27 protein-coding genes and 1 pseudogene are annotated in these 25279 nt (G+C 52.7%); all 28 read left to right on the forward strand.

What is annotated here, in order from left to right; genetic code table 11:
• Positions 1-363: 363 nt before the first annotated feature.
• The 28 genes and pseudogenes from dprA (at position 364) to flhB (ending at position 25272) form a co-directional block, all read left to right on the forward strand.
• Entirely contained in the window at positions 364-1482 is a 1119-nt protein-coding gene (gene dprA / locus PPOP_RS12040) for a DNA-processing protein DprA (protein ID WP_006286686.1), read from the forward strand.
• 30 nt (positions 1483-1512) lie between these two features.
• On the forward strand, positions 1513-3603 hold the full coding sequence (gene topA / locus PPOP_RS12045) for a type I DNA topoisomerase (RefSeq protein WP_006286687.1): 2091 nt from the start codon (positions 1513-1515) through the stop codon (positions 3601-3603).
• A gap of 71 nt (positions 3604-3674) precedes the next feature.
• Entirely contained in the window at positions 3675-5000 is a 1326-nt protein-coding gene (trmFO, locus tag PPOP_RS12050; RefSeq protein ID WP_006286688.1) for an FADH(2)-oxidizing methylenetetrahydrofolate--tRNA-(uracil(54)-C(5))-methyltransferase TrmFO, read from the forward strand.
• A gap of 110 nt (positions 5001-5110) precedes the next feature.
• Positions 5111-5653, forward strand: coding sequence for an ATP-dependent protease subunit HslV (gene hslV / locus PPOP_RS12055; RefSeq protein ID WP_006286690.1), 543 nt, complete (start codon positions 5111-5113; stop codon positions 5651-5653).
• Between the two features lie 41 nt (positions 5654-5694).
• On the forward strand, positions 5695-7092 hold the full coding sequence (gene hslU, locus PPOP_RS12060; protein WP_006286692.1) for an ATP-dependent protease ATPase subunit HslU: 1398 nt from the start codon (positions 5695-5697) through the stop codon (positions 7090-7092).
• A gap of 390 nt (positions 7093-7482) precedes the next feature.
• On the forward strand, positions 7483-7887 hold the full coding sequence (gene flgB, locus PPOP_RS12065; protein WP_006286694.1) for a flagellar basal body rod protein FlgB: 405 nt from the start codon (positions 7483-7485) through the stop codon (positions 7885-7887).
• 3 nt (positions 7888-7890) lie between these two features.
• Positions 7891-8346: a flagellar basal body rod protein FlgC gene (gene flgC / locus PPOP_RS12070; protein ID WP_006286695.1), complete on the forward strand. Its 456-nt coding sequence runs from the start codon at positions 7891-7893 to the stop codon at positions 8344-8346.
• A gap of 51 nt (positions 8347-8397) precedes the next feature.
• Entirely contained in the window at positions 8398-8715 is a 318-nt protein-coding gene (gene fliE / locus PPOP_RS12075) for a flagellar hook-basal body complex protein FliE (RefSeq protein ID WP_006286696.1), read from the forward strand.
• Positions 8716-8755: 40 nt separating this feature from the next.
• Positions 8756-10339 (forward strand): annotated as a pseudogene (gene fliF / locus PPOP_RS12080) (flagellar basal-body MS-ring/collar protein FliF).
• 5 nt (positions 10340-10344) lie between these two features.
• Positions 10345-11358 carry a flagellar motor switch protein FliG gene (gene fliG / locus PPOP_RS12085; protein WP_093471049.1) on the forward strand — a complete coding sequence of 338 codons (1014 nt, stop codon included), beginning with the start codon at positions 10345-10347 and terminating at the stop codon, positions 11356-11358.
• On the forward strand, positions 11351-12199 hold the full coding sequence (locus PPOP_RS12090; protein ID WP_006286703.1) for a FliH/SctL family protein: 849 nt from the start codon (positions 11351-11353) through the stop codon (positions 12197-12199). Before fliG ends, PPOP_RS12090 begins: the two co-directional genes overlap by 8 nt.
• Positions 12189-13517 carry a flagellar protein export ATPase FliI gene (gene fliI / locus PPOP_RS12095; protein ID WP_006286704.1) on the forward strand — a complete coding sequence of 443 codons (1329 nt, stop codon included), beginning with the start codon at positions 12189-12191 and terminating at the stop codon, positions 13515-13517. Before PPOP_RS12090 ends, fliI begins: the two co-directional genes overlap by 11 nt.
• Positions 13518-13524: 7 nt before the next feature.
• Positions 13525-13971: a flagellar export protein FliJ gene (fliJ, locus tag PPOP_RS12100; protein WP_006286705.1), complete on the forward strand. Its 447-nt coding sequence runs from the start codon at positions 13525-13527 to the stop codon at positions 13969-13971.
• Positions 13972-14019: 48 nt separating this feature from the next.
• Positions 14020-14955 (forward strand): MotE family protein, encoded by a 936-nt coding sequence (locus PPOP_RS12105; RefSeq protein WP_042228702.1) that lies wholly within the window; start codon positions 14020-14022, stop codon positions 14953-14955.
• 42 nt (positions 14956-14997) lie between these two features.
• Complete coding sequence (locus tag PPOP_RS12110; RefSeq protein WP_006286707.1) at positions 14998-16350, forward strand: flagellar hook-length control protein FliK; 1353 nt, start codon at positions 14998-15000, stop codon at positions 16348-16350.
• 33 nt (positions 16351-16383) lie between these two features.
• Entirely contained in the window at positions 16384-16932 is a 549-nt protein-coding gene (locus PPOP_RS12115; RefSeq protein ID WP_006286708.1) for a flagellar hook capping FlgD N-terminal domain-containing protein, read from the forward strand.
• Positions 16933-16934: 2 nt separating this feature from the next.
• Complete coding sequence (locus PPOP_RS12120) at positions 16935-17339, forward strand: TIGR02530 family flagellar biosynthesis protein (protein WP_006286709.1); 405 nt, start codon at positions 16935-16937, stop codon at positions 17337-17339.
• Between the two features lie 133 nt (positions 17340-17472).
• Entirely contained in the window at positions 17473-18291 is an 819-nt protein-coding gene (flgG, locus tag PPOP_RS12125; protein WP_006286711.1) for a flagellar basal body rod protein FlgG, read from the forward strand.
• An 86-nt stretch (positions 18292-18377) separates the two neighbouring features.
• Positions 18378-18596: a flagellar FlbD family protein gene (locus tag PPOP_RS12130; protein WP_006286713.1), complete on the forward strand. Its 219-nt coding sequence runs from the start codon at positions 18378-18380 to the stop codon at positions 18594-18596.
• A gap of 2 nt (positions 18597-18598) precedes the next feature.
• Positions 18599-19054: a flagellar basal body-associated FliL family protein gene (locus tag PPOP_RS12135; RefSeq protein ID WP_006286715.1), complete on the forward strand. Its 456-nt coding sequence runs from the start codon at positions 18599-18601 to the stop codon at positions 19052-19054.
• Positions 19055-19104: 50 nt separating this feature from the next.
• Positions 19105-20103 carry a flagellar motor switch protein FliM gene (gene fliM / locus PPOP_RS12140; RefSeq protein ID WP_006286720.1) on the forward strand — a complete coding sequence of 333 codons (999 nt, stop codon included), beginning with the start codon at positions 19105-19107 and terminating at the stop codon, positions 20101-20103.
• The gene (fliY, locus tag PPOP_RS12145; RefSeq protein ID WP_006286722.1) at positions 20093-21334 is read left to right on the forward strand and encodes a flagellar motor switch phosphatase FliY; all 1242 of its coding nucleotides are present in this window, start codon (positions 20093-20095) and stop codon (positions 21332-21334) included. The genes fliM and fliY overlap by 11 nt, the downstream gene beginning before the upstream one ends.
• A 22-nt stretch (positions 21335-21356) precedes the next feature.
• Positions 21357-21719, forward strand: a complete 363-nt coding sequence (locus PPOP_RS12150) for a response regulator (RefSeq protein WP_006286723.1) — start codon at positions 21357-21359, stop codon at positions 21717-21719.
• Positions 21720-21722: 3 nt separating this feature from the next.
• On the forward strand, positions 21723-22262 hold the full coding sequence (locus tag PPOP_RS12155; RefSeq protein WP_006286724.1) for a flagellar biosynthetic protein FliO: 540 nt from the start codon (positions 21723-21725) through the stop codon (positions 22260-22262).
• Positions 22263-22270: 8 nt separating this feature from the next.
• A complete protein-coding gene (gene fliP, locus PPOP_RS12160; RefSeq protein ID WP_006286725.1) occupies positions 22271-23026 on the forward strand; it encodes a flagellar type III secretion system pore protein FliP in 756 nt (251 codons plus the stop codon).
• Between the two features lie 37 nt (positions 23027-23063).
• Positions 23064-23333: a flagellar biosynthesis protein FliQ gene (fliQ, locus tag PPOP_RS12165; RefSeq protein ID WP_006286726.1), complete on the forward strand. Its 270-nt coding sequence runs from the start codon at positions 23064-23066 to the stop codon at positions 23331-23333.
• A gap of 11 nt (positions 23334-23344) precedes the next feature.
• Entirely contained in the window at positions 23345-24133 is a 789-nt protein-coding gene (gene fliR / locus PPOP_RS12170) for a flagellar biosynthetic protein FliR (RefSeq protein WP_006286728.1), read from the forward strand.
• A 2-nt stretch (positions 24134-24135) separates the two neighbouring features.
• Positions 24136-25272: a flagellar biosynthesis protein FlhB gene (gene flhB / locus PPOP_RS12175; protein ID WP_006286729.1), complete on the forward strand. Its 1137-nt coding sequence runs from the start codon at positions 24136-24138 to the stop codon at positions 25270-25272.
• Positions 25273-25279: the final 7 nt, after the last annotated feature.

The raw sequence follows: 25279 nt of genomic DNA on the forward strand, positions 1-25279 counted from the left end.
AATGAAGCGATAGGTAAGCAACCTTTCTGCCAGCTCGAATGATTTCGAGCGCAGGAAGGTTGCTTTTTTATATCCACGGAGGACTTCTCCCGGCTTGATGGGTCCGGAGATGATCCGACGCATCCAATCATCCTGTAAGTCTGAAGTTGTTTCTACACGAACACACGAACCGTGCGACTGAACAAACCGCTAATGCTAGACACACGAGTCGCGGCCCGATTTGGTTACGAGTGAATGACTTCATCCTTTCTTTCCACCCGGTTATTGTAAAGAGAGCGTAGTTCATGCTTGCATTCTGATCTTATCTCAAGCAAAATAAGGGAAGTAGATACGCTTCCCGTAAAGTGAAGGAGAATTGCTGAAATGGGAAATTGGACGGAACGGGAGCTCGTGTTTGCGTTAAATGAAATCATCGGCATCGGCTGGCATACGATTCGCACATTAGGGGAGCGGGTCGGGTTCGGTGGACTAGCAGATTGGCTGAACCGTCCGGCATCGGATTGGGCACAATTGGGAATGAAGCCCTCGATGGCGAGGAAGCTTGCGGCAGGCTTTCGGGCAGACAGGCTGGAAGAGAGGCTGGAACTGACTTTGAAGACCGGAATTGAATGGATTACCCGCTGGGATGAAGGCTATGCTCCGCTGCTGCAAGAGATTCCGCAGCCGCCTTGGATATTGTACGGGAAGGGGGATTGGACCGCTCTGTCCTCTGATGCGATCGCCATTGTAGGAACGCGTAATCCTACCATCTATGGCAAGAAGGTCGCCCTTCAATTGGCTGAGCAGTTGGGGTGCGCCGGGTTCCTTGTCGTCAGCGGACTGGCCAGAGGCATTGATGCTTGCAGTCATGAAGGCGCTCTCATCCAGGGGCGGACCGCCGCGGTGATGGGCACGGCCTTCGATCGGATTTATCCGCATGAGAACGCCAATCTGGCGAGACGGATCGCCGCTTCCGGTATCGTCATCACCGAATATCCGCTTGGCACCCCGTCACATCCCGGCTTATTCCCCCGGCGCAACCGCATTATTGCCGGTCTGACGCTCGGCACAGTCGTCGTGGAGGCCGCCATGGGCAGCGGCGCGCTAATCACTGCGGATTTTGCGACGGAAACGTTCAGAGAGGTTTTTGTTGTGCCGGGACCCGTTACGTCGCCCAAATCGGCGGGCCCGCTATTTCTCATGAGGAATGGGGCCAGACCGATTGCGCATGCCGAAGATATAATGGAAGAATTGAAGGCGCGGTTGACAACAGTCCGTTTGCCGTACAATAATGGAACGGTCGGCCTCGCTGAGAGCGAACCGCTCACCGAAGAAGAGCGCCGGATATGCGAACTGATTCGCTTGGAAGGCAGTTCATTTGAGGAACTGCTCCTTGCGAGCGGCCTCCCATTTGCGGAACTGCATCGAATTTTGTTATCCTTACAGTTAAAACAGAGAGTTCGGGAGGCCCAGGGGGCCGTATACCATTCGATATGGATATAAAGAGGAGTTTGGAGAGGAGAGTGTGCGCCCATGGCGGATTCATTAGTCATTGTCGAGTCGCCTGCGAAGGCGAAGACGATCGGGAAATATTTAGGCAGCAAATATATCGTCAAAGCGTCTATGGGGCATGTGCGTGATTTGCCCAAGAGCCAGATTGGCGTTGAAATAGAGCAAAATTTCGCCCCGAAGTACATCACGATTCGCGGCAAGGGCAGCGTGCTTAAAGAATTAAAAGATGCGAGAAAGAAAGTGAAAAAAGTGTATCTCGCGGCCGACCCCGATCGCGAAGGAGAAGCGATCGCTTGGCATTTGGCGCATGCGCTCGAATTGGATGAGTCGGAAACCTGTCGTGTCGTATTCAATGAGATAACGAAGCAGGCCGTAAAGGATGCTTTCAAAACACCGCGTCAAATCAATATGGACCTTGTTCATGCTCAGCAGGCGCGGCGCATTCTTGACCGTCTGGTCGGTTACAAGATCAGCCCTCTTTTGTGGAAGAAGGTGAAGAAAGGGCTGTCTGCGGGACGGGTTCAGTCGGTATCTGTGAAGCTGATTATCGATCGGGAGAATGAGATCAACGCCTTTATCCCTGAAGAATATTGGACGATAACCGCCCGGCTTGAAGCGGGCAAATCCAAGTTCGAAGCCAGGTTCTACGGCATGAATAACGTCAAGAAGGAGCTGGTGAACGAGGCCGAAGTGAATGAAGTGCTGGCAGCGTTGCACAAGCAAGCTTTTGTCGTCTCCGAAGTGAAGGAGAAGGAGCGGCTTCGCCATCCGTCCGCTCCCTTTACGACGAGCTCGCTGCAGCAGGAGGCGGCGAGGAAGCTGAACTTCCGTGCGGCCAAGACGATGTCCGTTGCGCAGCAACTGTATGAAGGGGTGGATCTGGGCAAGGAAGGTACGGTAGGTCTTATTACCTATATGCGAACAGACTCGACGCGGATATCGCCGACGGCTCAGGAGGAAGCCAAGGAATATATTGGCTCCCAGTTCGGAGCGGAATATGTGCCGGAGACGCCGCGGCAGTATGTCAAAAAGGCCGCGAATGCACAGGATGCGCACGAGGCGATTCGCCCCACGTCTGTGTTGCGCAGTCCAGATCAGATGAAGCCGTTCCTCAACCGTGATCAGCATCGCCTCTACAAGCTCGTATGGGAACGGTTCGTGGCGAGCCAGATGACGTCCGCCGTCATGGATACGATGACGGTCGATCTGCAGGCCGGAGACGTTGCGTTCCGCGCCAACGGCTCCAAAGTGCGCTTTCCTGGGTTCATGAAGGTCTATGTCGAAGGGAATGACGACGGTGTGGTCGAGGATGAGAAATTACTCCCACTACTCCAGACGGGCGACAAGCTGAAGCAGGAAGCGATCGAACCGAAGCAGCATTTCACCCAGCCGCCACCGCGGTATACCGAAGCGAGACTGGTGAAAACGCTGGAGGAGCTTGGCATCGGGAGACCAAGCACGTATGCGCCGACGCTAGAGACGATCCAGAAGCGCGGCTACGTAGCCATGGAGGATAAGAAATTCGTTCCGACCGAGCTGGGCGAATTGGTCATCCAGCAGATGGAGGAGTTTTTCCCCGAGATTCTGGATGTTGAATTCACGGCGCATATGGAGGAAGACCTCGACCATGTGGAAGAGGGGCAGCAGGACTGGGTGGAGGTGCTCAACGATTTCTATGAATCGTTCGAGAAGCGGCTTCAGGTTGCCGAGGAAGAAATGAAGGAAGTCGAAATCGAGGACGAAGTGTCCGATGAAATATGCGAAAAGTGCGAACGTCATTTTGTGTACAAGATGGGCCGCTTCGGTAAATTCCTGGCCTGCTCCGGATTTCCGGATTGCCGCAACACGCGTCCGATTGTGAAGGATACGGGCGTCGCCTGTCCGAAATGCAAGGAAGGCAAGCTGGTGGAGCGCCGCAGCAAGAAGGGACGCATCTTCTATGGCTGTGATCGTTATCCGGACTGCGACTATGTGATGTGGGACCGGCCATCGGTCAAGCCATGTCCGGCTTGCGGAAGCTTAATGGTCGAGAAGCGAAGCAAGCAAGGAACGAAGCTGCAGTGCACGCAGTGCGATCATCATGAAATGATGCAGGACAACGAGGATGATTAACCGTGGGCAAGCATACGATCAAATAAAGGGATACGTTAACAGGTGCAGGCAACCGAGGGGGACATCAAACCATGAATAAGCCGAGTGTAACCGTTATCGGTGCGGGCTTAGCCGGCAGCGAGGCGGCATGGCAGGCTGCGCAGCAGGGAGTTGCGGTGTCGCTCTATGAGATGCGGCCGGTGAAGCAGACGCCGGCCCACCATACGGGCCAGTTCGCGGAGCTGGTATGCAGCAACTCCTTGCGCGCGAACGGAATAAGCAATGCGGTAGGCGTACTTAAGGAAGAAATGCGGCTCATGAATTCGCTAATTATGCAGGCGGCGGATCGGCATGCGGTTCCGGCCGGAGGCGCGCTGGCCGTTGATCGGGACGGATTTTCCGGGGAGATTACGCGGATGCTGAACGAGCATCCGCTCGTCGATGTCCGCAATGAGGAAGTCACGGAGATTCCGGAGGACGGAATTACCGTCATTGCTACCGGACCATTGACATCGCCAGCATTGTCCGGCCAGATAAAGGCGCTGATGAATGAGGAATATTTTTATTTTTACGATGCGGCCGCGCCGATCGTGGAGAAGGATTCCATTGACATGAGCAAGGTGTTCCTGGCTTCCCGCTATGACAAGGGAGAAGCGGCGTATTTGAACTGCCCGATGAACGAGGAAGAGTTCAATGCGTTCTACGAGGCGCTTGTTACGGCCGAGACGGCGGAATTGAAGGAGTTCGAGGAGGAGATTTATTTCGAAGGCTGCATGCCGATCGAGGTCATGATGCGCCGCGGGAAGCAGACGGCGCTGTTCGGGCCGATGAAGCCCGTCGGGTTAATGGATCCGCGCACAGGCGAGACGCCTTATGCGGTCATCCAGCTCCGTCAGGACAACGCCGCGGGCACGCTCTATAATATGGTCGGCTTCCAGACCCATCTCAAATGGGGCGAGCAGAAGCGGGTGTTCCGGATGATTCCGGGCCTGGAGAAAGCGGAATTTGTCCGTTACGGCGTCATGCATCGCAACACCTTCATCAATTCGCCGAAGCTGCTGGAAGCGACCTATCAATTCAAGGGCCGCCCGTCGCTTTTCTTTGCAGGGCAGATGACCGGAGTGGAGGGCTATGTCGAATCGGCCGCTTCCGGTCTGCTGGCCGGCTTGAATGCGGCCCGTTACGCCAAAGGGATCGAACCGGTCCGGTTTCCGGAGGATACGGCACTTGGAAGCATGGCGCGCTATATTACAACGGCCGATTTCAAGCATTTCCAGCCGATGAATGCCAATTTTGGCCTCTTCCCACCGCTTGGGCAGCGGATCCGCAACAAAAAAGAGAAGAACGAAGCGCTGGCCCATCGTGCAATCCATTCCTTGCAAGCGTACCGGGACGAAGCGGGTCTGTTCAACACATAACAGCTTGTGCAGCGGAAAGGAAGCGGCTCGTCACGGAACGGTGCCGTTTCCTTTTCATTTAGGATTGTAAAGAACTAGCCGATGAATAGAAGACAGGAGGTTGAGCTTCAGTGGAATATCAATTTCATGCCACGACCATCTGCGCCGTAAGACATAACGGGCAGGCTGCTATTGCAGGAGACGGTCAAGTCACCTTTGGGAACAACATGATTATGAAGCAGCATGCACGCAAGGTGCGGCGTCTGTACCGCGGCCAGGTGCTGGCGGGATTCGCCGGATCGGTCGCCGATGCGATTACGCTGTTCGAGAAATTCGAAGGCAAGCTGGAGGAGCATCATGGCAACCTGCAGCGGGCGGCTGTCGAATTGGCGAAGGATTGGCGTCAGGATAAGGTGCTTCGCAAGCTGGAGGCGCTGATGATTGTGATGGACGCGCAGCATGTGCTTCTTATTTCGGGCGGCGGAGAAATCATTGAGCCGGATGACGAAGTGATCGCCATCGGTTCCGGCGGATCGTTCGCGCTAGCAGCGGCCCGTGCCCTCAAGCGGCATTCGACGCATCTCAGCGCCCGTGAAATGGCTGAAGCCGCCCTGCATATTGCTGCCGAAATCTGCGTATTTACGAATGATAATCTAGTTGTTGAAGAGCTGTAAGGGAACAAGGGAGCAACGCAAGATACGGATGGAGGGATAAGATGAATCAACAAGCATGGACACCGCGGCAGATTGTCACGGAACTGGATAAGTATATCGTCGGACAGAAAATGGCCAAACGGGCCGTCGCTGTCGCGCTTCGTAACCGCTACCGGCGCAGCCTGCTGGATGAGTCGATCCAGGATGAGATCGTCCCTAAAAACATTCTTATGATCGGACCGACGGGCGTAGGGAAGACCGAGATTGCCCGCCGTCTGGCGAAGCTCGTCAATGCTCCGTTCGTGAAGGTGGAAGCGACCAAATTCACGGAAGTGGGTTATGTCGGACGTGATGTCGAATCGATGGTCCGCGATCTAGTGGAAACGGCGATTCGCATGGTTAAGCTGGAGCGGACCGAGCAAGTCAAAGATAAAGCGGAAGAGATGGCGAATGAGCGAATCGTAGAAATATTGGCCCCAAGCTCCAAGGAAAACAAATCGCAGCGCAATCCGTTCGAAATGTTGTTCGGCCAAAACCAATCCCACGCGCAGCAGGCGGAGCCGGAGCCGGAGCCCGTATTGCAGGAAAAGCAGAGAAAGGTGCGTTTCGACCTGCTGTCAGGCAATCTGGAGAACGAGACGATCGAGATCGACGTCGAAGACGCGGCACCGAACATGCTCGATTTCCTGTCCGGCCCGGGCAATGAGCAGATAGGCATGAACATGCAGGAAATGTTCGGCAGCCTCATTCCGAAGCGGATGAAGAAGCGCAAGCTCACGATAAAGGAAGCAAGGAAAGTGTTGACGCAGGAAGAGGCAGCGAAGCTCATCGACATGGATGACGTCATTCAGGAATCGATTCACCGTGCCGAGCAGTCGGGCATCATTTTTATCGATGAGATTGACAAGATTGCCTCCAGCGGGCGCGGATCGGGGCCTGATGTGTCCCGCGAGGGCGTTCAGCGCGATATTTTGCCGATCGTAGAGGGTTCCACCATTATAACGAAGTATGGGCCCGTGAAGACGGACTACGTGCTCTTCATTGCTGCTGGAGCGTTCCATATCGCAAAGCCGTCCGATCTCATTCCCGAGCTGCAGGGACGTTTCCCGATTCGTGTCGAATTAACCAGCTTGTCGCTGAGCGACTTTGTCTCGATCCTAACGGAACCGAAAAATGCGATTACGAAGCAGTATGTCGAATTGTTGAAGACGGAAAATATCCAAATTGAGTTCACCGATGAAGCGATACGGGAAATTGCACGCACTGCGGCCGATGTCAATCAAAACACCGAAAATATCGGAGCCCGGCGCCTACAAACCATTATGGAGAAGCTGCTGGAGGATCTGTCGTTCGAAGCGCCAGATCTAACGCTCGATCAATTCCGGATTACGCCTGAGTATGTGCGGGAGAAATTGTCCGATATCGCGCAAAACCGGGACCTGAGTCAATATATCCTATAAAATTCATGTGGATCTCCTTTTTTGGATCTGTATCCAAAAAGAAAAAGAGGATCGACAAAGTATTCATAAAAAAGCCCTAACTTTTAATATAAAGATAGGGCTTTTTTCTTATTGTCTTATAACCCAATTTTTAAGATGATAGGTATGTTGTTAATAATCTTCTTCTGTCAAAAAATGATGATTACACAACATTTTTGTTGAATAATGAGTTATATTTATCGGATTTATGGAAATTAATATCCATAGTTCGACACATTTATGCAAAATAACTTATTTTTTTGTCGAAAAAGAAGGAGAAATGTCGCAAGCATAGAATATGTATTAAATAGAATATGTATTTATATGTGATTTTTTAATTTTTAATTTTTAACTAAACCAGGAGGGATGATTGTGAACTTGTTGAGCGGCGTACATATGCAACGACTGGAGGGCGCGATGCAAGCTTCCACGGCTCGACAGAATGCGATCAACGCGAACGTGGCGAATGTCGATACGCCGTACTATAAACGCTCCGAAGTGCAGTTCGAATCGCTGCTTCGTGATCAGATGACAGGCGGGACTCTTGTCGGTCACCGCACTGATTCGCGGCATTTCTATATCGGACCTTCGAACGGAGTGCCGGCTCCGCAAGTCGTGCAGGATGAGAACACGGTGATGGGAAACAATCTCAACAATGTCGACATTGACCGGGAAATGGCGCTCCAAGCCGAAAATCAATTGAAATATTATACGCTTATTCAACAGTTGAATCATAACATCAACATGTTACGAACCGGTATGGATGTAAGGAGGTAACGCATGAATATTTCTAACAGCTTCAATATCAGTTCGTCCGGACTTACGGCCCAGCGCCTGAGAATGGACGTCATCTCCTCGAATATTGCGAATATGGAATCGACGCGTGCGCAATACGTCGACGGGAAGTTCGTTCCGTATACGCGCAAGGTTGTCGTCATGTCACCGACGGAGTCTTCCTTCCAGCAGTCCTTGCAGGAAGCAATGCAAGGCTCGCACAATGCTGGGGGGGTCAAGGTGGCCCAAATTAAGGAAGATACGTCAACACCGTATAAAATCGTCTACAATCCGTCTCATCCTGACGCGGATGAGCAAGGCAATGTGTACATGCCGAATGTCGACATGATGAAGGAAATGGTTGATATGATCTCTGCCACCCGCTCTTATGAAGCGAACGTAACGGCGCTGAATGCGTCCAAATCCATGATTATGAAGGCATTGGAGATTGGCAAAAGCTAGACCAAGCCTGCTTGCTAACAAGAGCTGTTTATTGCCACAGGGGGAAAACAAATGATACAAAATACGATGATTCCATTAAGCATGACATCGCCGGCGACATTGCCGACGGCGATATCTCCAGCAACGAAAGCCGACACACCGGCTGAAGTGACCAAGGCATTCAGTCATTTTCTTACGAATGCCATTCAGCAAGTTGATGCACAAGAGAAACAAGTCCATGAGATGGGCGACAAGTTTATATTGGGTGAAGTTGATGTCGATCAGCTACAAATTGCCTCCGAACGTGCGCTGCTCAGCCTACAACTGACGACACAAATACGCAATAAGGTCATCGAAGCGTATCAAGATATTATGCGCATGCAAATGTAACAGCGGTAGTATCTTACATCGTTCTGGAGGGTGACGTGAAGTGAATGAAACCATTGGCCGGTATCGGGATCGAATAACCCAATACTGGAATCAATTTAGTAAGAAGCAGAAAATCCTTCTGCTGTCCACAATCGCATTTGTAATCTTGGCTGTTGCTATTTTAACGGTACAGCTGACAAAGACAGAGTATGAGCTTGCTTTTGAAAATCTAAACACCAATGATGCGGCCGGCATCATTGAATATTTGAATTCGAACGGCATCCCGTACGAGCTTAGCGGCGACGGCACCAAAATATCCGTGCCCAGTGTCTCGGCCGCAAAAGTGAAGGTCGACATCGGGGCCCAAGGCATCGTCAAGAACGGTTCGATTGGCTTCGAATCGTTCGGCGCCGACGGACTGATGGGCGGAATGACGGACAACGTGTTCGATGTTCGCTATAAGAACGCCCTGAACGGCGAAATCGAAAGATTGTTGCGGCTGATGAACGGTGTGCAAGACGCAAAGGTCATCATTAATCTCCCGAAGGAGACGGTCTTCGCAACACCGGAGCAGGAGCAGGCGTCGGCTTCGATTGTGTTGAAATTTAAGCCTGGATATCAGCCGAATCAGGCGGCGGTTGACGGATACTACAATCTGGTCAAGACGGCGGTTCCCAACTTGGCGGTTGACGATATTACCATTTCGAGCGATGAAGGGCCCATGTTCGCTTCCGACTCGCAAGGCGGCGCGTCCAAGAGCATCTTCGGCGAGGTGGATGAGCAGCTCAAAATCCAGCGCAAATATGAGAATGATATCCGCATGAAAATACAAGAATTTCTGGACGCCTATGTGCCTGCGGACAAAGTAAGCGTATTGGTATCCGCAAAGCTGAATTTCGATAAAGTTCAAAAATAAGAAGATCTTGTCACCCCGGTTAATACGGAGGAGATGAAAGGTATCGAAATCAGCGTTCAAGAGCTGCAGGAATCCTACAGTGGCACGGGTGCGCAAAGCGGCGGCGTCGCTGGTGTAGGAGACAGCGAAGTGCCGAATTACCCTTCCACTTCGGGAAGCGGAGATTCGTCGTCTGAGAAAAGCCAGAAAACGATCAATTATGATGTGAACCGTATCAAAAATCTGATTGAGTCTAGTCCGTATGCTGTGAAAGATCTGACCATACACGCAGCGGTTGACGCGAATAATATGGAGCCTGCCCAAATCGATGCGATGGAAAAGGTGCTCCGTTCGATCGTCGCTGCGCAGTTAAAAGATTCAGGTACTATATATACAGATGAAGAATTGACACAAAAAGTTTCAGTTATGACCCAAAATAGCATTAACGATGGGGGTACAGCCACTGCCAGCACGGTTCCGAACTGGGTATGGTATGGCGCGGGTGTGCTTGCATTACTTGTTGTCGCAGGCGGAATTGCCTTTGTGGTCGTTCGCCGCCGCAGACGGGCGGAAGAAATCTATGCGGACGAACTGTCTCCGTTGCCTACTCATGTTGAGCTTCCATCCATTGATTTAGAGAATATGACAAGCGGGGATCAGGTGCGCAAGCAATTGGAAATGCTGGCAAAGAAAAAGCCGGAAGAGTTTGTAAAATTATTGCGTACGTGGCTCGTTGACGAATCGAGGTGAGCAACGTGAATAATGGAAGCGGAGGCTTGACCGGCAGACAAAAAGCGGCGATTTTACTTATCACACTCGGACCTGAGGTGTCAGCCCAAATCTTTCAGCACTTGCGGGATGAGGAAATCGAACAATTAACATTGGAAATAGCGAATGTGCGCAAGGTGGATGCGGCGGAAAAAGAGGCGGTCATGAACGAGTTCCACCAGATCTGCGTGGCGCAGGAGTACATTTCCCAGGGTGGCATCAATTACGCCAAGGAAATTCTCGAAAAAGCGTTGGGCTCGCAGAAGGCGGGCGATATTATCAACCGCCTCACCGCTACGCTGCAGGTTAGGCCGTTCGACTTTGCGCGCAAGGCGGAAGCGTCGCAGATTTTCAACTTTATTCAGAATGAAAATGCCCAGACCATCGCCCTCGTGCTCTCTTATCTAGAGACAGATCAGGCATCGACGATTCTATCTTCCCTTCCGCAGGAAAAGCAGGCCGAGGTAGCGCGCAGAGTCGCCTTGATGGACAGTACGTCTCCGGAAGTGCTCAACCAGGTCGAGCTCATGCTGGAACAAAAGCTATCGTCGACCGTAACGCAGGATTATACAAGCGCGGGCGGAATCGATTCGGTCGTCCAAATTCTGAACGGCGTCGACCGCGGAACCGAACGCACGATTCTGGATTCCTTGGAAATTCAGGATCCGGCGCTGGCTGAAGAAATCAAGAAGAGAATGTTCGTATTTGAAGATATCGTCAGTATCGACAATCGCTCGATCCAACGGATTGTTCGGGATATTGACAATGCCGACCTGCAGCTTGCGCTCAAGGTGGCGAGCGAAGAAGTGCGCCAAGCGATCTTCCGCAACATGTCCAAGCGGATGGCCGATACGTTCAAGGATGAAATGGAGTTTATGGGACCGGTTCGGCTACGCGACGTGGAAGAGGCGCAGACGCGGATCGTGTCGACGATTCGCCGCTTAGAAGAGTCGGGTGAGATTATCATCGCTCGCGGCGGAGGAGATGATGTCGTTGTCTAATGTCATCAAATCGACGCAATATGTTCCGCTGGAGCAAATGAGATTAGTTGAAGCGGTGCGGCATCATCAGGAGCAGCGGATCGAGGAGGAGGCTGCGGCAACGCCGGAGCCGTTGACCCGGGAGACGCTGCTGAACCAGGATGAACAACTGGCCGAGCTGAGGCAGTCGATTCTCGATGATGCGCAATCGTTCGCTGAGGAGCATCTGCGGCAAGCGACCGAAGAGGCGGAGCGGATGAAGACAGAAGCACAGAGCCAGATCGAAGCATGGTGGGAAGAACGGCGCCAACAGGACGAGCTGTTGATTGAATCTATCCGGAGCGGGAGCAATGAGACCGGATATCAGGAAGGTATAGAGCGTGCGAAGCATGAGATTAAGGAAGCGTACGAGCGCAAAATTGCGGAAGCCGAGGCAGTGCTGCGCCAAGCCTATCAGGCGAAAGAGCAGTTAATCCAAGAGGCGGAGCCGTTCGTTGTCTCTCTCAGCTTCGCGGTTGCGGAGAAGATCATTCAGAAGCAGTTGTCCGTCGAGAGAGAGATTGTGCTGGAACTGGCCCGCAAGACACTGTCTAGGAAGCGGGAAAGCGGAACGATCACACTTTGTGTCTCACCCGAGCAATTCGCATATGTGCATGCGGCAAGGGAAGAGCTCAGTCTGGCGGTCGATTCGCAGGCAGAACTGCAAGTTATCCCGGACTCCAGCGTGAACGACGGGGGCTGCGTCGTCCGGTCTGCGCTCGGCAGCATCGACGCGCGAATTGACACGCAATTGGCGGAGATCAAAAAAGCGCTGATGCAACTAGCAATACAGCATGAGGAGCAGAGTGAGCATGACGCATGAGGTGAAATGGAATGCGGAGAAGTATATCGACTACTTGTCGCAGATCGACCCAGTTCGCGTCAATGGGAAAGTGACGCAGGTTATAGGTCTGACGGTGGAGTCGGAAGGCCCTGATGCGAGCGTAGGAGAAGTCTGCTACATATACCCGACCAAGGGGAGCAAGCCGCTGATGGCGGAAGTTGTCGGATTCCGCGATAACAAGGTGCTTCTGATGCCGCTTGGCGAGCTGCAGGCGATAGGTCCGGGCTGTGATGTTGTCGGCACCGGGAAACCGTTGACCGTTCCGGTCGGTTCGGATCTGCTCGGCAAAGTGCTGGACGGGTTGGGACAGCCGCTTGACGGCTCCTTCCTCCCGACGAGGATGTCCACCTATTCGACGACCTCCGTTCCGTCCAACCCGCTGGCCCGGCCGCGGGTGCTGGATCCGATCGGCGTCGGCGTACGGGCGATCGACGGCCTGCTGACAATCGGCAACGGGCAGCGTGTCGGCATATTCGCCGGCTCCGGGGTAGGGAAGAGCACCCTGCTCGGCATGATCGCCCGCAATACGGCGGCCGATGTGAATGTGATTGCCCTCATCGGCGAGCGCGGCCGTGAAGTGCTTGAGTTCATCGAGCGCGATCTCGGTCCGGAAGGGTTGGCGCGCTCGGTCGTCGTTGTCGCGACTTCGGATCAGCCGGCGTTGGTCCGCATCAAGGGGGCGTTGATCGCGACCACGATTGCGGAATATTTCCGGGATCGCGGCATGAACGTTATGCTCATGATGGATTCGGTGACTCGTTACGCGATGGCAATGCGCGAAGTCGGACTGGCTATCGGCGAGCCTCCCGCGACACGGGGATATACGCCTTCTGTCTTCGCCAGCCTGCCGAAGCTGCTGGAGCGCTCCGGAACAGGCCCGTCAGGCTCGATTACGGCCTTTTATACGGTGCTCGTCGATGGAGACGACATGAACGAGCCGATCGCCGATGCTGTACGCGGGATTTTGGATGGTCATATCGTCCTGAACCGGAATATCGCGAACAAGGGTCATTTTCCCGCAATCGACATTCTCGCCAGTGTGAGCCGGGTGATGAAGGACATCGTGCCTCGTGAACACCAATTGGCAGCGGAGCAACTGAAGCGGCTTCTCGCCGTGTACCGTGAATCTGAGGATTTGATTAATATCGGTGCCTATCAGCAAGGAAGCAATCCCGCCATAGATGAAGCACTTGAATTTATAGATGACATTCATGCATTTGCGAAGCAGAGAATCGATGAGAGTGCTCCTTACAACGAGACAATTGAACGATTAGTAATGCAATTTCCAGGAGGTTGAGTGACCGGTGCGTGGCTTTCAATACGCTTTGCAAAAAGTGCTTGATTTGAAGACAAATGAGAAAAAGCAGGCGGAATGGATATTGTCCGAAGCCGTAGGAGATTTGATGACAAAGGAGAGCCAGCTTCAGCAGTGCACAGCAGATCTCCTTCACGCTCGCGAAGGGCTACAGTGTCAGGTGGATGCTCGCGCATCTGCATCCAGCCTCCAGGCCTGGCAGCAATATATCGTCCATATGGAATCACAGCTTGACCTGGCGAACGAGCGGGTCAGCGCTGCAGAAGCCAATGTTCAGAACAAGCAGGGCGAACTGGCTGTAAGGATGACCGACGAAAAAGTATGGACCAAGGCCAGGGAAAAGGCGGAAACGCAATTCAAAGAGCGATTGGCTGCGTGGGAACAGAATGAATTGGACGAACTGGCGACCGTTCGCTACCATATGGCAGTCCGCTAGGAGACATGTCAGGTGCGGCAGTTCGATCCTGCCGCTTCAGCAGGAGGGATGAGAGTGGCAGAGATAAATCAGGAATCAGTGGAAAAGGAAAGTGGATATTCGGGCTTTGAACGGATTTTGTTCTTTGCGACCCCAATTCTATTTACGATCATTTTATTAGCCGTGCTGCTCACGATGTTCAATACGAACTGGCGCAATCACATGATAGCTTTGGCGGAAAATATCCCGATCGTAAATCAATGGATTTCTTCTGATAAGGATACAGCCGAGGGCGAAGAACCCGGCAAAGAGAAGAAAGAGAACAAAAACGTCCAAAAGGAACAAGAAGAGCAGATTGCTGAATTGAAGGCACTGTTGGCTTCTAAGGACGCTGACCTCCGCAATCTGGCCGATTCACGCAAGACGCTCGAAGAGCAGGTCGCAAATCTGAATAAGGAAATCAAGGATTTGCGGGCCGAACAGCACGAAGAACAACTGACGGAAGAGCAGTACGCGCAGCAGGTGAAGGATCTGGCGAATCTGTATGCCAAGATGACGCCGAGCAAATCGGCTCCGATTTTGGAGAACTTGGCGATAGAGGAGCTCGTTCTTGTGTTGGATGCGATGAAGCAAGAGGATCGCGCGAAGATACTGGAAAAGATGAATCCGAAGGTGGCCGCTGACGCGTCGATCCAGCTCAAGGATGTGAAGCCGGCGGACAACTTGGAGATTCGCGCGCTGCAGGCTCGCTTGAAAAAGAATGAAGCGTCGCAGGAAAGCCACAATGGCCTCGATCAGACGCAGCTCAGCCAGACCTTCGCGAACATGACGCCGAAGAGTGCGGCCAGCATATTGCTGGAAACGGCGAAAATCAGTGCGGAGAAGACGCTGAATGTGCTGAATACGGTTGATGATGCGACCCGTTCTCGCCTGCTTAACGCGATGACGGAGGAGGATAAGGAAGCGACGGCCAAACTCGTCTCCAAGCTGTTTCCAAGCAAATGATAAAAATCGCTCAAAGGAGGCAGCTCGAAAGGAGGTGAAAAAATGGAAGGAATGATTATGAATATTTCGGCCGGAAGCGGAGCTCCGGTGATGGGCGGCACGCAGGCCAAGGCTGGTGCGGTCGATGGCGGCGCCGGTTTTAGGAAAGTGCTCTCGCAATGCATGGATACATCGGGCGAGGCGTCGGCAGGGTCGGGCGGCTTGGCTTCGCTATCCAACCTTGGCGAAGGGAGCGGCAATCTGTCTGTCTTGACGGAGGAAGCGACCGCAGTTGCTGAAGCATGGCTTCAATCGCTGCTGGATTCGTTGCCTTCGGTCGATGATGAATTGGAGAGCAATCCGGAGCTATTCGCTGCACTGCAGCAATGGGTGGTGCAAGCCCAGCAGTGGCTGAATGGACAGCAGCTGAATGCGGAGCATTCTGATGCATTGGCACAGAGCCCGTCCGCCTTGATCGAGCAGCCAGCCACGATTACGATCGCGGTGCGCGATATGCTCGCTCAACTGGCCGGTCTGTTGGAAGCGAAGCAAGCCGATGCCCCGGTGATGGTGCAGCTTGCCGGGAACGGACAAGCGGCGGCTGTGGTGGAGACGGCGTCTGTCGTGCAGAGCCAGACGGCTGAACGGCAGGTGCAAGGCCCAGGATCGGAGCTTCCCCATGCGGCGGCAAACGCCAAGGGGGAACAGGCACAGCCTGCCGAGACGATACGATGGATGGCGCGGCTCGCTGACATGCTGAAGCAGGAAGGCGCAGCCAACACCGCAGTGTCTCCTGCATCGGCTGGAGAGAAGCCAACGTCGGAAGCGGCGAGCGGCCCAGACCACGCCCAGCCAGAGCCACAGCTTGGACAAGTCATGCAGGCAGGCCAATGGGCGCTGCGTCAGGAAGGACTCAACACGACGAAGCCGCTGCCCGTCATTCACGCGGATCGGTTTGCAGATGAGATGGCCGGCTTCATGGTGAAGCAACTGCGATTCAGCCAGCTCGGAACGATGTCGGAAGCGAAGATTTCCCTGTACCCGGAGCATCTGGGACAGGTAGAGATTCAACTGACAATTCAGAACGGCCAATTGACGGCCCGCTTCTTGACAGAGCATCTGATGGCGAAGGAGATGCTGGAACAGCAGATGTCCATGCTTCGCGGCGCATTGCAATCGCAAGGAATTCAAGTGGAGAAGATCGAAGTATCCCAGCAATCGAATGCATTCAATTCTTCCCTGTTCCAGGAGGAGCGGAGACAGCAGGATACCCACCGCCAGCAATCGTCTGAACGGGGCTCGAAGCAGGGCAAGCCACTAACCCTTGATGAGCTTGCCGGGACGGCAGCGGCCGGAGAGGGCCTGCAGGAAGAGTCGCTTCTTGGCGGGAATTCCACCTTTAGCGCAAGTATATAACGTTCGTAGATAACAATCAGGGAGGTACGGGCAATGGCAGATGCATCAGTCGGCAGAGTCGTCACCTGGCCGAACTACAGCACGGAGAATGTGGCGCAGGCCAGCAAGAAGGATAATCAGACGCTAGGACAAGATGAATTTTTGAAGATTTTGATTGCGCAGCTGTCAAATCAGGATCCGACGAAGCCGCTGGAGGACCGGGACTTCATCGCGCAGATGGCCCAATTCAGCTCCGTCGAGCAGTTGAAGAACATCCAGACCCAGCTCGGAAGCCTGCACCAGGCGCTCGGCATGTCTTCCAGCCTTATTGGCAAAGAGATTACGTGGTACGGCACGTCTGTGGATAGTGAATATCAGATAGGGAGCGAAGACGGTACGAATTCGGTACTGAGAAGCGGCATCGTCGATTCGATGGTTATCCGCGAGGGTATATCGTACGCCAAGGTCGGGGAGCATGAAGTCGACTTGAGCACGATTGCGGAAATTCGCGAACCGAGCAAAGAGCCTGGTACGGAAGAGCCGGAACAGCCTGGATCAGCGACGCCTGAGGAAGAGTCGCCTCCAACAGGATCGGAAGGCTAGTCATGAATATCGGAGGCCCAATTGGGCATGTAGGCCCAACCGCACCGATACAGGCCGTTCAGCAGCCTGAACGGCTGAAGCAGGCCAGGCAGAGCGAGAGCAAGGCAAGCTTTCAGCAGCTCTTTCAACAGGAACTGCAGCGCACGAACGATGTCCGCTTCAGCTATCATGCGAGGACCCGTATGACAGAGCGCGGCATGAACCTGACACCCGAGCTTGTGGCCAAGATGAATCAGGCGATGAACCAGGGCGAGGAGAAGGGGGCGCAGGATTCGCTTATCATCATGAACAACGACGCCTTCATTGTCAATGTGCCGTCTCGTACCGTCATTACGGTATTGGATGAAGCGTCACGGCAGAATCATGTTTTTACGCAAATCGACAGCGCCATTCTTCTCAATGACTGAGGCATGGCGAATCTAAAGGCTGGACCGCAAGGGAGCCTTGGCTCATGGAACGACCGAAGTGAGCCCTTGATGTAGAGGATGTTCAAAATACGCCCTTTTTAACTTGTACCATAATGAAATTGGAGGTAATACGATGATTCGATCGATGTATTCCGGTGTATCCGGTATGCGCGGATTTCAGACAAAACTGGATGTCATTGGCAATAACATTGCCAACGTCAATACCATTGGCTTTAAAGGCAGCCGCGCCATGTTCAAGGACATTATGAGCCAGACAATTGAAGGCACAACAGCGCCGAACGATAATTCCGGCGGGGTGAACGCCAAGCAGATCGGACTCGGCGTCTCCCTCGCTTCCATCGATACCGTGCATACGGCGGGAAGCGCGATGACGACGAATCGCCTGCTCGACATGCGCATTGACGGTGACGGCTTCTTCGCCGTACAGTTAGGCGAGGATCAAGAAGCTCCGTTCCTGACGCGCGCAGGCAATTTCTATCTGGATGCAAGCCGGACGCTCGTCACCGCAGACGGATTGAATGTGCTCGATTCCGGCGGCGGGGTGATCCAGTTGGATGATGATATCACCTCCTTCTCCATTTCGCAGAACGGCGAGATTATCGCGAAGCGGGATGACGGCACGACCGAAGCGACAGGCGTGCAGCTTGGCATAATCAAGGTCGTCAATCCGGAAGGCCTTGAGAAAATGGGGGGCAACCTGTACCGCTTGACCCCGAACGCGGTCGAGGACGGTGAAGCCGAGATCGTCACAGCAAACGATACGGAGGCAGGCACCGGTGCGATTGTCTCAGGCCAGCTCGAAATGTCAAACGTCGACCTGACGGAGGAGTTCACGGAGATGATCGTAGCCCAGCGCGGATTCCAGGCGAACTCGCGCATCATTACGACATCCGATGAAGTATTGCAGGAAGTCGTCAATCTGAAGCGATAATTCGGCAGTAATCTGTTCCAAGCCCTGATGCCGCGTCCGTGGGGCGGCATCAGGGGACTGGGATGAAGAGGCAAAGGAGGATTTGGATGATATCCGTCACGCGATTGAACGGTTCTCCCATGTGGGTGAACGCCCTTCTTATTGAGACCGTTGAAGAGACGCCCGATACCTACATCACATTGACGACGGGGAAGAAGTTCATCGTACTGGAGAAGGGGCCGGAAGTGATTGACCGGATTGAACAATATGTTTGCTCCGTAGGTATCATCGCCGGAACGAAGAAGACAGAACCATCGGAGGGATAACCATGAAACGAATGATGCCGTGGATGATCACACTCCTGCTCGCGCTGACCCTGATCGCCCTTGTCGTGATTATGATGATGAATACGAATGGCAAGGATAATGCGTCTGGAGCACAGCAAGCGCAGACGGTAAGATTATCGGCCGATGAAATCGTGGAGATGACGTCAACGATGACGGACATCAAGACGAATCTGGCAAACCGCGACTTCGTCGTCTTCACCGGCTTCGCGTTCCAATTGGATACGAAGAAGACGAAAGAGCAGTTCGACAAGATCAAGGACGTTCGCATCAAGCCGCTCATTCTCAGAACATTGGCTGACATGAAACCAGAGGACTTGCAAGGTATGAAGGGTCAGGATCAACTGTGTGCTAAGTTGCTCGAACTGATTAATAAGCAATTGCCGGAAGGCAAGGTCGTTCAAGTGGACTTGACGGACTTTATACTTACGTCGATTTGACGGCAGATTGACACACATGTTTAGCTGATTCCTGTAAGGGGGTGAAACGATTGGTAGACGTGCTATCGCAGAACGAGATTGATGCCTTACTCGCGGCGCTGTCCTCGGGGGAAATGGATGCGGAAGAGCTAAAAAAAGAGGAAACACAGCGTAAAATCCGTTCGTACGATTTCAAGCGTGCCGTTCGTTTTTCTAAAGACCATATTCGAAGTTTGACACGCATCCATGAAAATTTCGCCAGATTTTTAACGACCTATTTTTCTGCACAATTGCGTACTTTTGTGCAAATCAATGTCGTCCAGGTCGAGCAATTGCCATATGACGAGTTCATCCGCTCGATACCGAAAATGACCATATTGAATATTTTTGAGGCCGAACCGCTAAAAGGACGGATGGTTCTCGAGGTCAACCCGAACGTCGCTTATGCGATGATTGACCGTATGCTGGGCGGCTCCGGAGTAGCCCCTTCGAAGATCAACGTGCTGACCGAGATTGAGACGACGGTGATGGAGCGTATGTTCAGCCGGGCGTTCGAGAGCCTGCAGGAAGCGTGGAAGAATGTGCTTGATATCCAGCCGCGGCTGGAAGCACTCGAGACAAATCCTCAATTTATGCAAATTGTCTCCCCGAACGAGACGATTGCGCTCATTTCTTTGAGCACCAAGATCGGGGACACGACGGGGATGATCAACTTATGTATCCCTCATGTCGTCATTGAGCCGATTATGCCAAAGCTGTCTGTGCATCATTGGTTTGTATCTGAGAAAAAAACGCGGGAACCGATTGAGATCGAAAAATTGCGCCAACGGGTTAGCAAAGCGAAGCTTCCGATCACCGCCGAGCTTGGCGCATCACAGATTTCGGTACAGGAGTTGATGCAGTTAACAATCGGCGATGTCATCGTCTTGAACAAGCCGGTTGACAGCGGTTTGACGATTCGGGTTGGTGACCGCATGAAATATATTGGCACGCCGGGTGTAGTCAAAGAACGCGTAGCGGTACAAATCGAGCAAGTCGTGGAAGAAGGAGTGGAAGAGCATGACGAGTAAAGATTACTTGTCGCAGGAGGAGATTGACGCTTTGTTGACAAAATCGAGCGGCGATTCGTCTGAAGACGAAGCAAAATCCCCTTCAATCGAATCCTACTTGGATCCGATCGAAGTCGATGCCCTTGGTGAAATTGGAAATATTACGTTTGGCAGTGCGGCCACCGCGCTATCCACCCTGCTGGGCAGGAAGGTGGACATTACGACGCCCAGCATCACGATGCTCAAGCGTGAGAACCTTGAGGAGGAGTTCCCGAAGCCGCATGTCGCGGTGCACGTTGAGTATGTCGATGGCTTCGAAGGGGTCAATTCCCTTGTCATCAAGACGTCGGATGCGCAGGTCATCGCAGATTTGATGCTTGGCGGCGACGGTACGAACCTGAGCGGAGAGCTGAACGAAATTCACGTCAGCGCCGTGCAGGAGGCGATGAACCAAATGATGGGCTCGTCCGCGACGTCCATGTCCACGATTTTTAACCGGAGGGTGGACATTTCACCGCCAGGTATCGGCATCTTGGATATGGCGGATGGACAGGGGATTGAAACGTTGCCTGACGCGAATGTGATGGTCAAAATTTCATTCCGCCTTACGATTGGCGATTTGATCGATTCGGCGATTATGCAAATCTTGACCGTGCCGTTCGCAAAGGAGATGGTACGGATATTGATGGGAACGGCGGAAGCGATGTCGACGGGAGCGGAGAGTGCACCACAGGCTCCTGCGGTGGAAGAAGCGCCATATACGCCGCCGGCTCAACCACCTGCCCAGCCGATGGCGCCGCCGCAGCCGATGGCGGGATACGAGCAGCAGCCTTACGCACAGCCTTCGTACGGCGCTCAGCCGATGCCGGCAGCTCACCAGGATCCGCAGAGCGGAGCGGCTTCCGCATTCGGCAATGTGCCGAATCGGAACGTCAATGTCCAACCGGTGCAATTTGCGAATTTTCAACCTGGATCCAATGCGCAATATGATGAATCCAATTTAAATTTATTATTGGACATCCCGCTCAAAGTCACAGTAGAATTAGGAAGGACAAACAAACAGATTAAGGACATTCTAGAGCTCTCACAAGGTTCCATTATTGAACTGGACAAGCTGGCTGGCGAACCGGTCGACATTCTGGTTAACAACAAACTCATTGCCAAGGGAGAAGTTGTCGTCATTGACGAGAATTTTGGCGTCCGTGTCACCGATATTGTTAACCAGTGGGATCGAATTCAAAAATTACAATAAGATTTTGGGAGGATTCAGAACGATGGCTAACCGTATTTTGATCGTAGACGATGCAGCGTTCATGCGAATGATGATTCGCGACATTTTGACAAAGAATGGATATGATGTCGTGGGAGAAGCATCCGATGGCGCTCAGGCGGTCGAAAAGTACAAAGAACATAAACCAGACCTGATCACGATGGACATCACGATGCCGGAGATGGATGGCATTGCGGCGTTGAAAGAGATTCGCAAGCTGGATCCGAACGTCAAAGTCATCATGTGTTCGGCGATGGGCCAGCAGGCGATGGTTATCGACGCGATTCAGGCAGGAGCGAAAGACTTCATCGTCAAGCCGTTCCAGGCAGATCGCGTTATCGAAGCGATAAAGAAAACAATGGGATAAGCTATGCCTGATAACGGTCAAATTCAAACACCCGGTGCCGGAGATTACATAGGCAGCTTATTGACCGTGCTGCTGTCGCTCGCAGCCATCATCGTGCTTATCGTACTGCTTGTTAAATGGTTGAACCGGAAAAATCGCATGTGGCAAATGAATCAAAGCATTCGTACGCTCGGCGGTTCCGGGCTCGGACCGAACAAGTCCTTGCAGATTGTTGAAGTTGGCGATGTCGTCTACATCCTGGGCATCGGAGAGGATATTACCTTGATCGATAAAATATCCGATCCAAAGCAAGCGGCGCGCTTGATGGCATCATTGGAGCGCGCGCCGTCCAAGCACGGGACGGCATGGCCAGCCTCTTGGTCTGACCTGAAGAGCCGTATGCGAAAAGGTTACAAGACTGCGGAGACAGACTCGGGAACGAGAGACGCGGATCCGTCTTCCGTCTCTTTTCATGAAGTGTTTCATGCAAAACTTGAGCAAATGCCGAAACGCGCACAACAAGTGGAGCAGTTGCTCAAGGAAGATTCCAATGAAGATCGGTAGATGTATTGATGAATAAAAAATTGCTGCTAGCTATGGCGGCCATTCTGTTGTTGTCCGTTCTTACCGCTCATGGGGTATCGGCGTCGCCTGTCATTCCTGACATCGACATCCGAATTGGAGACGGCGGCGGGCAGCCGGGGACATCCTCGTTGTCCTTGCTGCTGCTACTTACCGTGCTCAGCCTCGCTCCGGCCATTCTCGTCCTGATGACCTCCTTCACGCGCATCGTCGTCGTGCTGGGCTTCGTCCGGACATCGCTTGGAACGCAGCAGATGCCGCCCAACCAGGTGCTAATCGGACTTGCGCTCTTTCTTACTTTGTTTGTGATGTCACCAACCATTGGCGAAATCAATCAGGTCGCGCTGCAGCCATACATGCAGGGCGAGATGGACCAGACTCAGGCGTTGGAGCAAGCCTCCATACCTATAAAGAAGTTTATGTTCTCGCATACCCGCGAGAAAGATTTGCTCTTATTTATGAAGTACACGCAGACCGAGAAGCCGACAACGTACCAAGACGTGCCGCTCACCGTGCTTGTGCCTGCATTTGCCATCAGTGAGCTAAAGACCGCCTTTCAGATGGGATTTATGATATTCATTCCTTTTCTGGTCATTGACATGGTCGTAGCCAGTACGCTGATGGCGATGGGGATGATGATGCTGCCTCCGGTGATGATCTCGCTTCCTTTTAAAATACTTCTATTCGTGCTCGTAGACGGCTGGTATCTTATCGTCAAGTCGTTGCTGATGAGTTTCAATACATGAGCGGGAACGAAGGTTATGAAGGGGAGGAATACAGGAAATGAGTGCTGAGTTTATTATCGGCTTGGCGGGGCAGGCGGTGTTCACCGTATTGAAGGTGGCCGCCCCGATGCTGGCCATCGCGCTAGTTGTCGGGCTTGTCATCAGTATTTTTCAGGCGACGACGCAGATCCAGGAGCAGACGTTGGCCTTCGTGCCCAAAATTATTGCCGTTATGGCGGCTGTGCTCGTATTTGGTCCCTGGATTTTAACGACCTTGGTCGATTTTGCTTTTACGATTCTAAATAATTTGCACCTTTACATTGGTTAGGCAGTGAAGAGATGGAAAACCTCGTTCAGGCTTTCCCTGTTTTTTTGCTCACTTTATGTCGAATAACAGCGTTTTTTGTCGCTGTCCCTGTCATATCTTCGCGGGGCGTGCCGAATCATTTTCGTGTCGGACTCGCGTTTTTTGTGAGCGTGATCGCCTATTTGTTGTTCGGCATCGGCAAAGCCGTGCCGACAGATGGCATGTTTATCATTTTCATTGTTAGAGAAGTATTAATTGGCCTATTAATCGGATTTTTGGCCCAGTTGTTCTTCACCGCCGTGCAGACGGCCGGGTCGTTCGTCGACATCCAGATCGGCTTTGGGATTGCGAATGTCATCGATCCGCTGACAGGCGCTACTTCGCCGGTAATGGGGAGCTTCAAGTATGTCTTTGTTGTGCTGCTGTTCCTCGGGATGAACGGCCACCATTACTTTATCGACGGAATCATGCGAAGTTTTGAGTGGCTGCCGCTGGATGAGAACACCTTCTTTGCACAGATAGCGAACGGACTCGTCTCTGAATTTCTGGTGAAGTCCTTCGCTCAGGCGTTCATCATCGCGTTCCAGATTTCGGCGCCCCTTATCGTGGCGCTGTTCCTGACCGATGTGGCGCTTGGCTTTCTAGCGCGGTCGGCGCCGCAGTTCAATATTTTTGTTGTGGGAATGCCGCTCAAATTGATTGTCGGATTAGTTATGCTGCTACTGACCGTGCCTAGTCTTATTTACGTACTGCAGCAGTTGTTCTCCTCGATGTTCGAGGCGCTTGACCAGTTGTTACGCATGATGCAGGGGGCGGGATAATAATGACACGTACGCGCCGCGGGCAGACGATACCGTCTGCGGCCCACGAATACCAACTGAGACACCGTCTGAATCTCCAACTGTTCTCACAAGAGAAGACAGAGAAGGCGACCCCGAAAAAGAGGCAGGAGTCTCGCAAAAAGGGACAGGTTGCCAAGAGCTCGGACTTGTCCGGAGCGTCCATCCTGCTTGCCTGCTTCTTCTGCCTGCTTATGTTCGGGAGCTTCTATAAGGAGAGAGTGCTCGATTTATTCGCGGATTCCTTGCAGCACCGCTTGACGATGGAAGTTACGGTAGGCAATGTGACGGACTATTTCGCCCAGGTGTTCCTAAAAGGACTTATTGTGTTAGCCCCCGTGTTTCTTGTGGCGTTTCTAATGGGCCTGATTGTGAATTACGCGCAGATCGGATTTTTGTTCACCGGCGAGCCCATGAAAATGAAGTTGAGTAAAATCAACCCGATTCAAGGGTTCAAACGAATTTTCTCACTTCGTTCCGCGGTGGAGTTTTTGAAGTCGATTTTGAAGCTGACAGCGATTGCTGTTATCGTCTACTTGTCTTTGTGGGGGGAACGGGATCGCATTGTCCAAATGTCGCATGTGCCCCTCAATGAAATATTGAGCTATACCGCACAAATTACGCTGTCTCTTGGATTGAAGATCGGTGCCGCCTTGTTTGCGCTCGCCGTGATGGACTACATGTATCAACGATTTGAGCATGAGAAAAGCATGCGCATGTCCAAGCAAGACATTAAGGACGAGTACAAAAAAACAGAGGGTGACCCCCTAATCAAAGGAAAAATCAAAGAACGACAACGCCGCATGGCGATGATGCGGATGATGCAGGATGTGCCGAAGGCCGATGTTATCATTACGAACCCGACTCACTTCGCCGTCGCGCTGAAGTATGACGGTTCCCAGATGGAAGCCCCGCAAGTGATCGCGAAGGGGCAGGATTACGTCGCCCTGCGCATCAAGCAGATCGCCAAGGATAATGGCGTACTGACCATGGAAAACAGGCCGCTCGCCCGGGCTTTATTCGAGAGGACGGAGGTTGGCGAAGCCATTCCAGCCGATTTGTTCCAGGCCGTGGCGGAAGTTCTGGCTTATGTATACAAATTGAAAGGCAAAGTCAATTGAGCTAACA

The sequence above is a fragment of the Paenibacillus popilliae ATCC 14706 genome (assembly GCF_000315235.1).
Lineage (GTDB): Bacteria > Bacillota > Bacilli > Paenibacillales > Paenibacillaceae > Paenibacillus_B > Paenibacillus_B popilliae.

Excerpts from the sequence above, each read along its gene's own strand:
- dprA (WP_006286686.1), top strand. The coding sequence starts at position 364 with ATGGGAAATTGGACGGAACGGGAGCTCGTGTTTGCGTTAAATGAAATC.
- topA (WP_006286687.1), top strand. The coding sequence starts at position 1,513 with ATGGCGGATTCATTAGTCATTGTCGAGTCGCCTGCGAAGGCGAAGACG.
- trmFO (WP_006286688.1), top strand. The coding sequence starts at position 3,675 with ATGAATAAGCCGAGTGTAACCGTTATCGGTGCGGGCTTAGCCGGCAGC.
- hslU (WP_006286692.1), top strand. The coding sequence starts at position 5,695 with ATGAATCAACAAGCATGGACACCGCGGCAGATTGTCACGGAACTGGAT.
- flgC (WP_006286695.1), top strand. The coding sequence starts at position 7,891 with ATGAATATTTCTAACAGCTTCAATATCAGTTCGTCCGGACTTACGGCC.
- fliE (WP_006286696.1), top strand. The coding sequence starts at position 8,398 with ATGATACAAAATACGATGATTCCATTAAGCATGACATCGCCGGCGACA.
- fliI (WP_006286704.1), top strand. The coding sequence starts at position 12,189 with ATGACGCATGAGGTGAAATGGAATGCGGAGAAGTATATCGACTACTTG.
- PPOP_RS12105 (WP_042228702.1), top strand. The coding sequence starts at position 14,020 with ATGAGAGTGGCAGAGATAAATCAGGAATCAGTGGAAAAGGAAAGTGGA.
- PPOP_RS12110 (WP_006286707.1), top strand. The coding sequence starts at position 14,998 with ATGGAAGGAATGATTATGAATATTTCGGCCGGAAGCGGAGCTCCGGTG.
- PPOP_RS12115 (WP_006286708.1), top strand. The coding sequence starts at position 16,384 with ATGGCAGATGCATCAGTCGGCAGAGTCGTCACCTGGCCGAACTACAGC.
- PPOP_RS12120 (WP_006286709.1), top strand. The coding sequence starts at position 16,935 with ATGAATATCGGAGGCCCAATTGGGCATGTAGGCCCAACCGCACCGATA.
- flgG (WP_006286711.1), top strand. The coding sequence starts at position 17,473 with ATGATTCGATCGATGTATTCCGGTGTATCCGGTATGCGCGGATTTCAG.
- PPOP_RS12130 (WP_006286713.1), top strand. The coding sequence starts at position 18,378 with ATGATATCCGTCACGCGATTGAACGGTTCTCCCATGTGGGTGAACGCC.
- PPOP_RS12135 (WP_006286715.1), top strand. The coding sequence starts at position 18,599 with ATGAAACGAATGATGCCGTGGATGATCACACTCCTGCTCGCGCTGACC.
- fliY (WP_006286722.1), top strand. The coding sequence starts at position 20,093 with ATGACGAGTAAAGATTACTTGTCGCAGGAGGAGATTGACGCTTTGTTG.
- PPOP_RS12150 (WP_006286723.1), top strand. The coding sequence starts at position 21,357 with ATGGCTAACCGTATTTTGATCGTAGACGATGCAGCGTTCATGCGAATG.
- PPOP_RS12155 (WP_006286724.1), top strand. The coding sequence starts at position 21,723 with ATGCCTGATAACGGTCAAATTCAAACACCCGGTGCCGGAGATTACATA.
- fliP (WP_006286725.1), top strand. The coding sequence starts at position 22,271 with ATGAATAAAAAATTGCTGCTAGCTATGGCGGCCATTCTGTTGTTGTCC.
- fliQ (WP_006286726.1), top strand. The coding sequence starts at position 23,064 with ATGAGTGCTGAGTTTATTATCGGCTTGGCGGGGCAGGCGGTGTTCACC.
- fliR (WP_006286728.1), top strand. The coding sequence starts at position 23,345 with ATGGAAAACCTCGTTCAGGCTTTCCCTGTTTTTTTGCTCACTTTATGT.
- flhB (WP_006286729.1), top strand. The coding sequence starts at position 24,136 with ATGACACGTACGCGCCGCGGGCAGACGATACCGTCTGCGGCCCACGAA.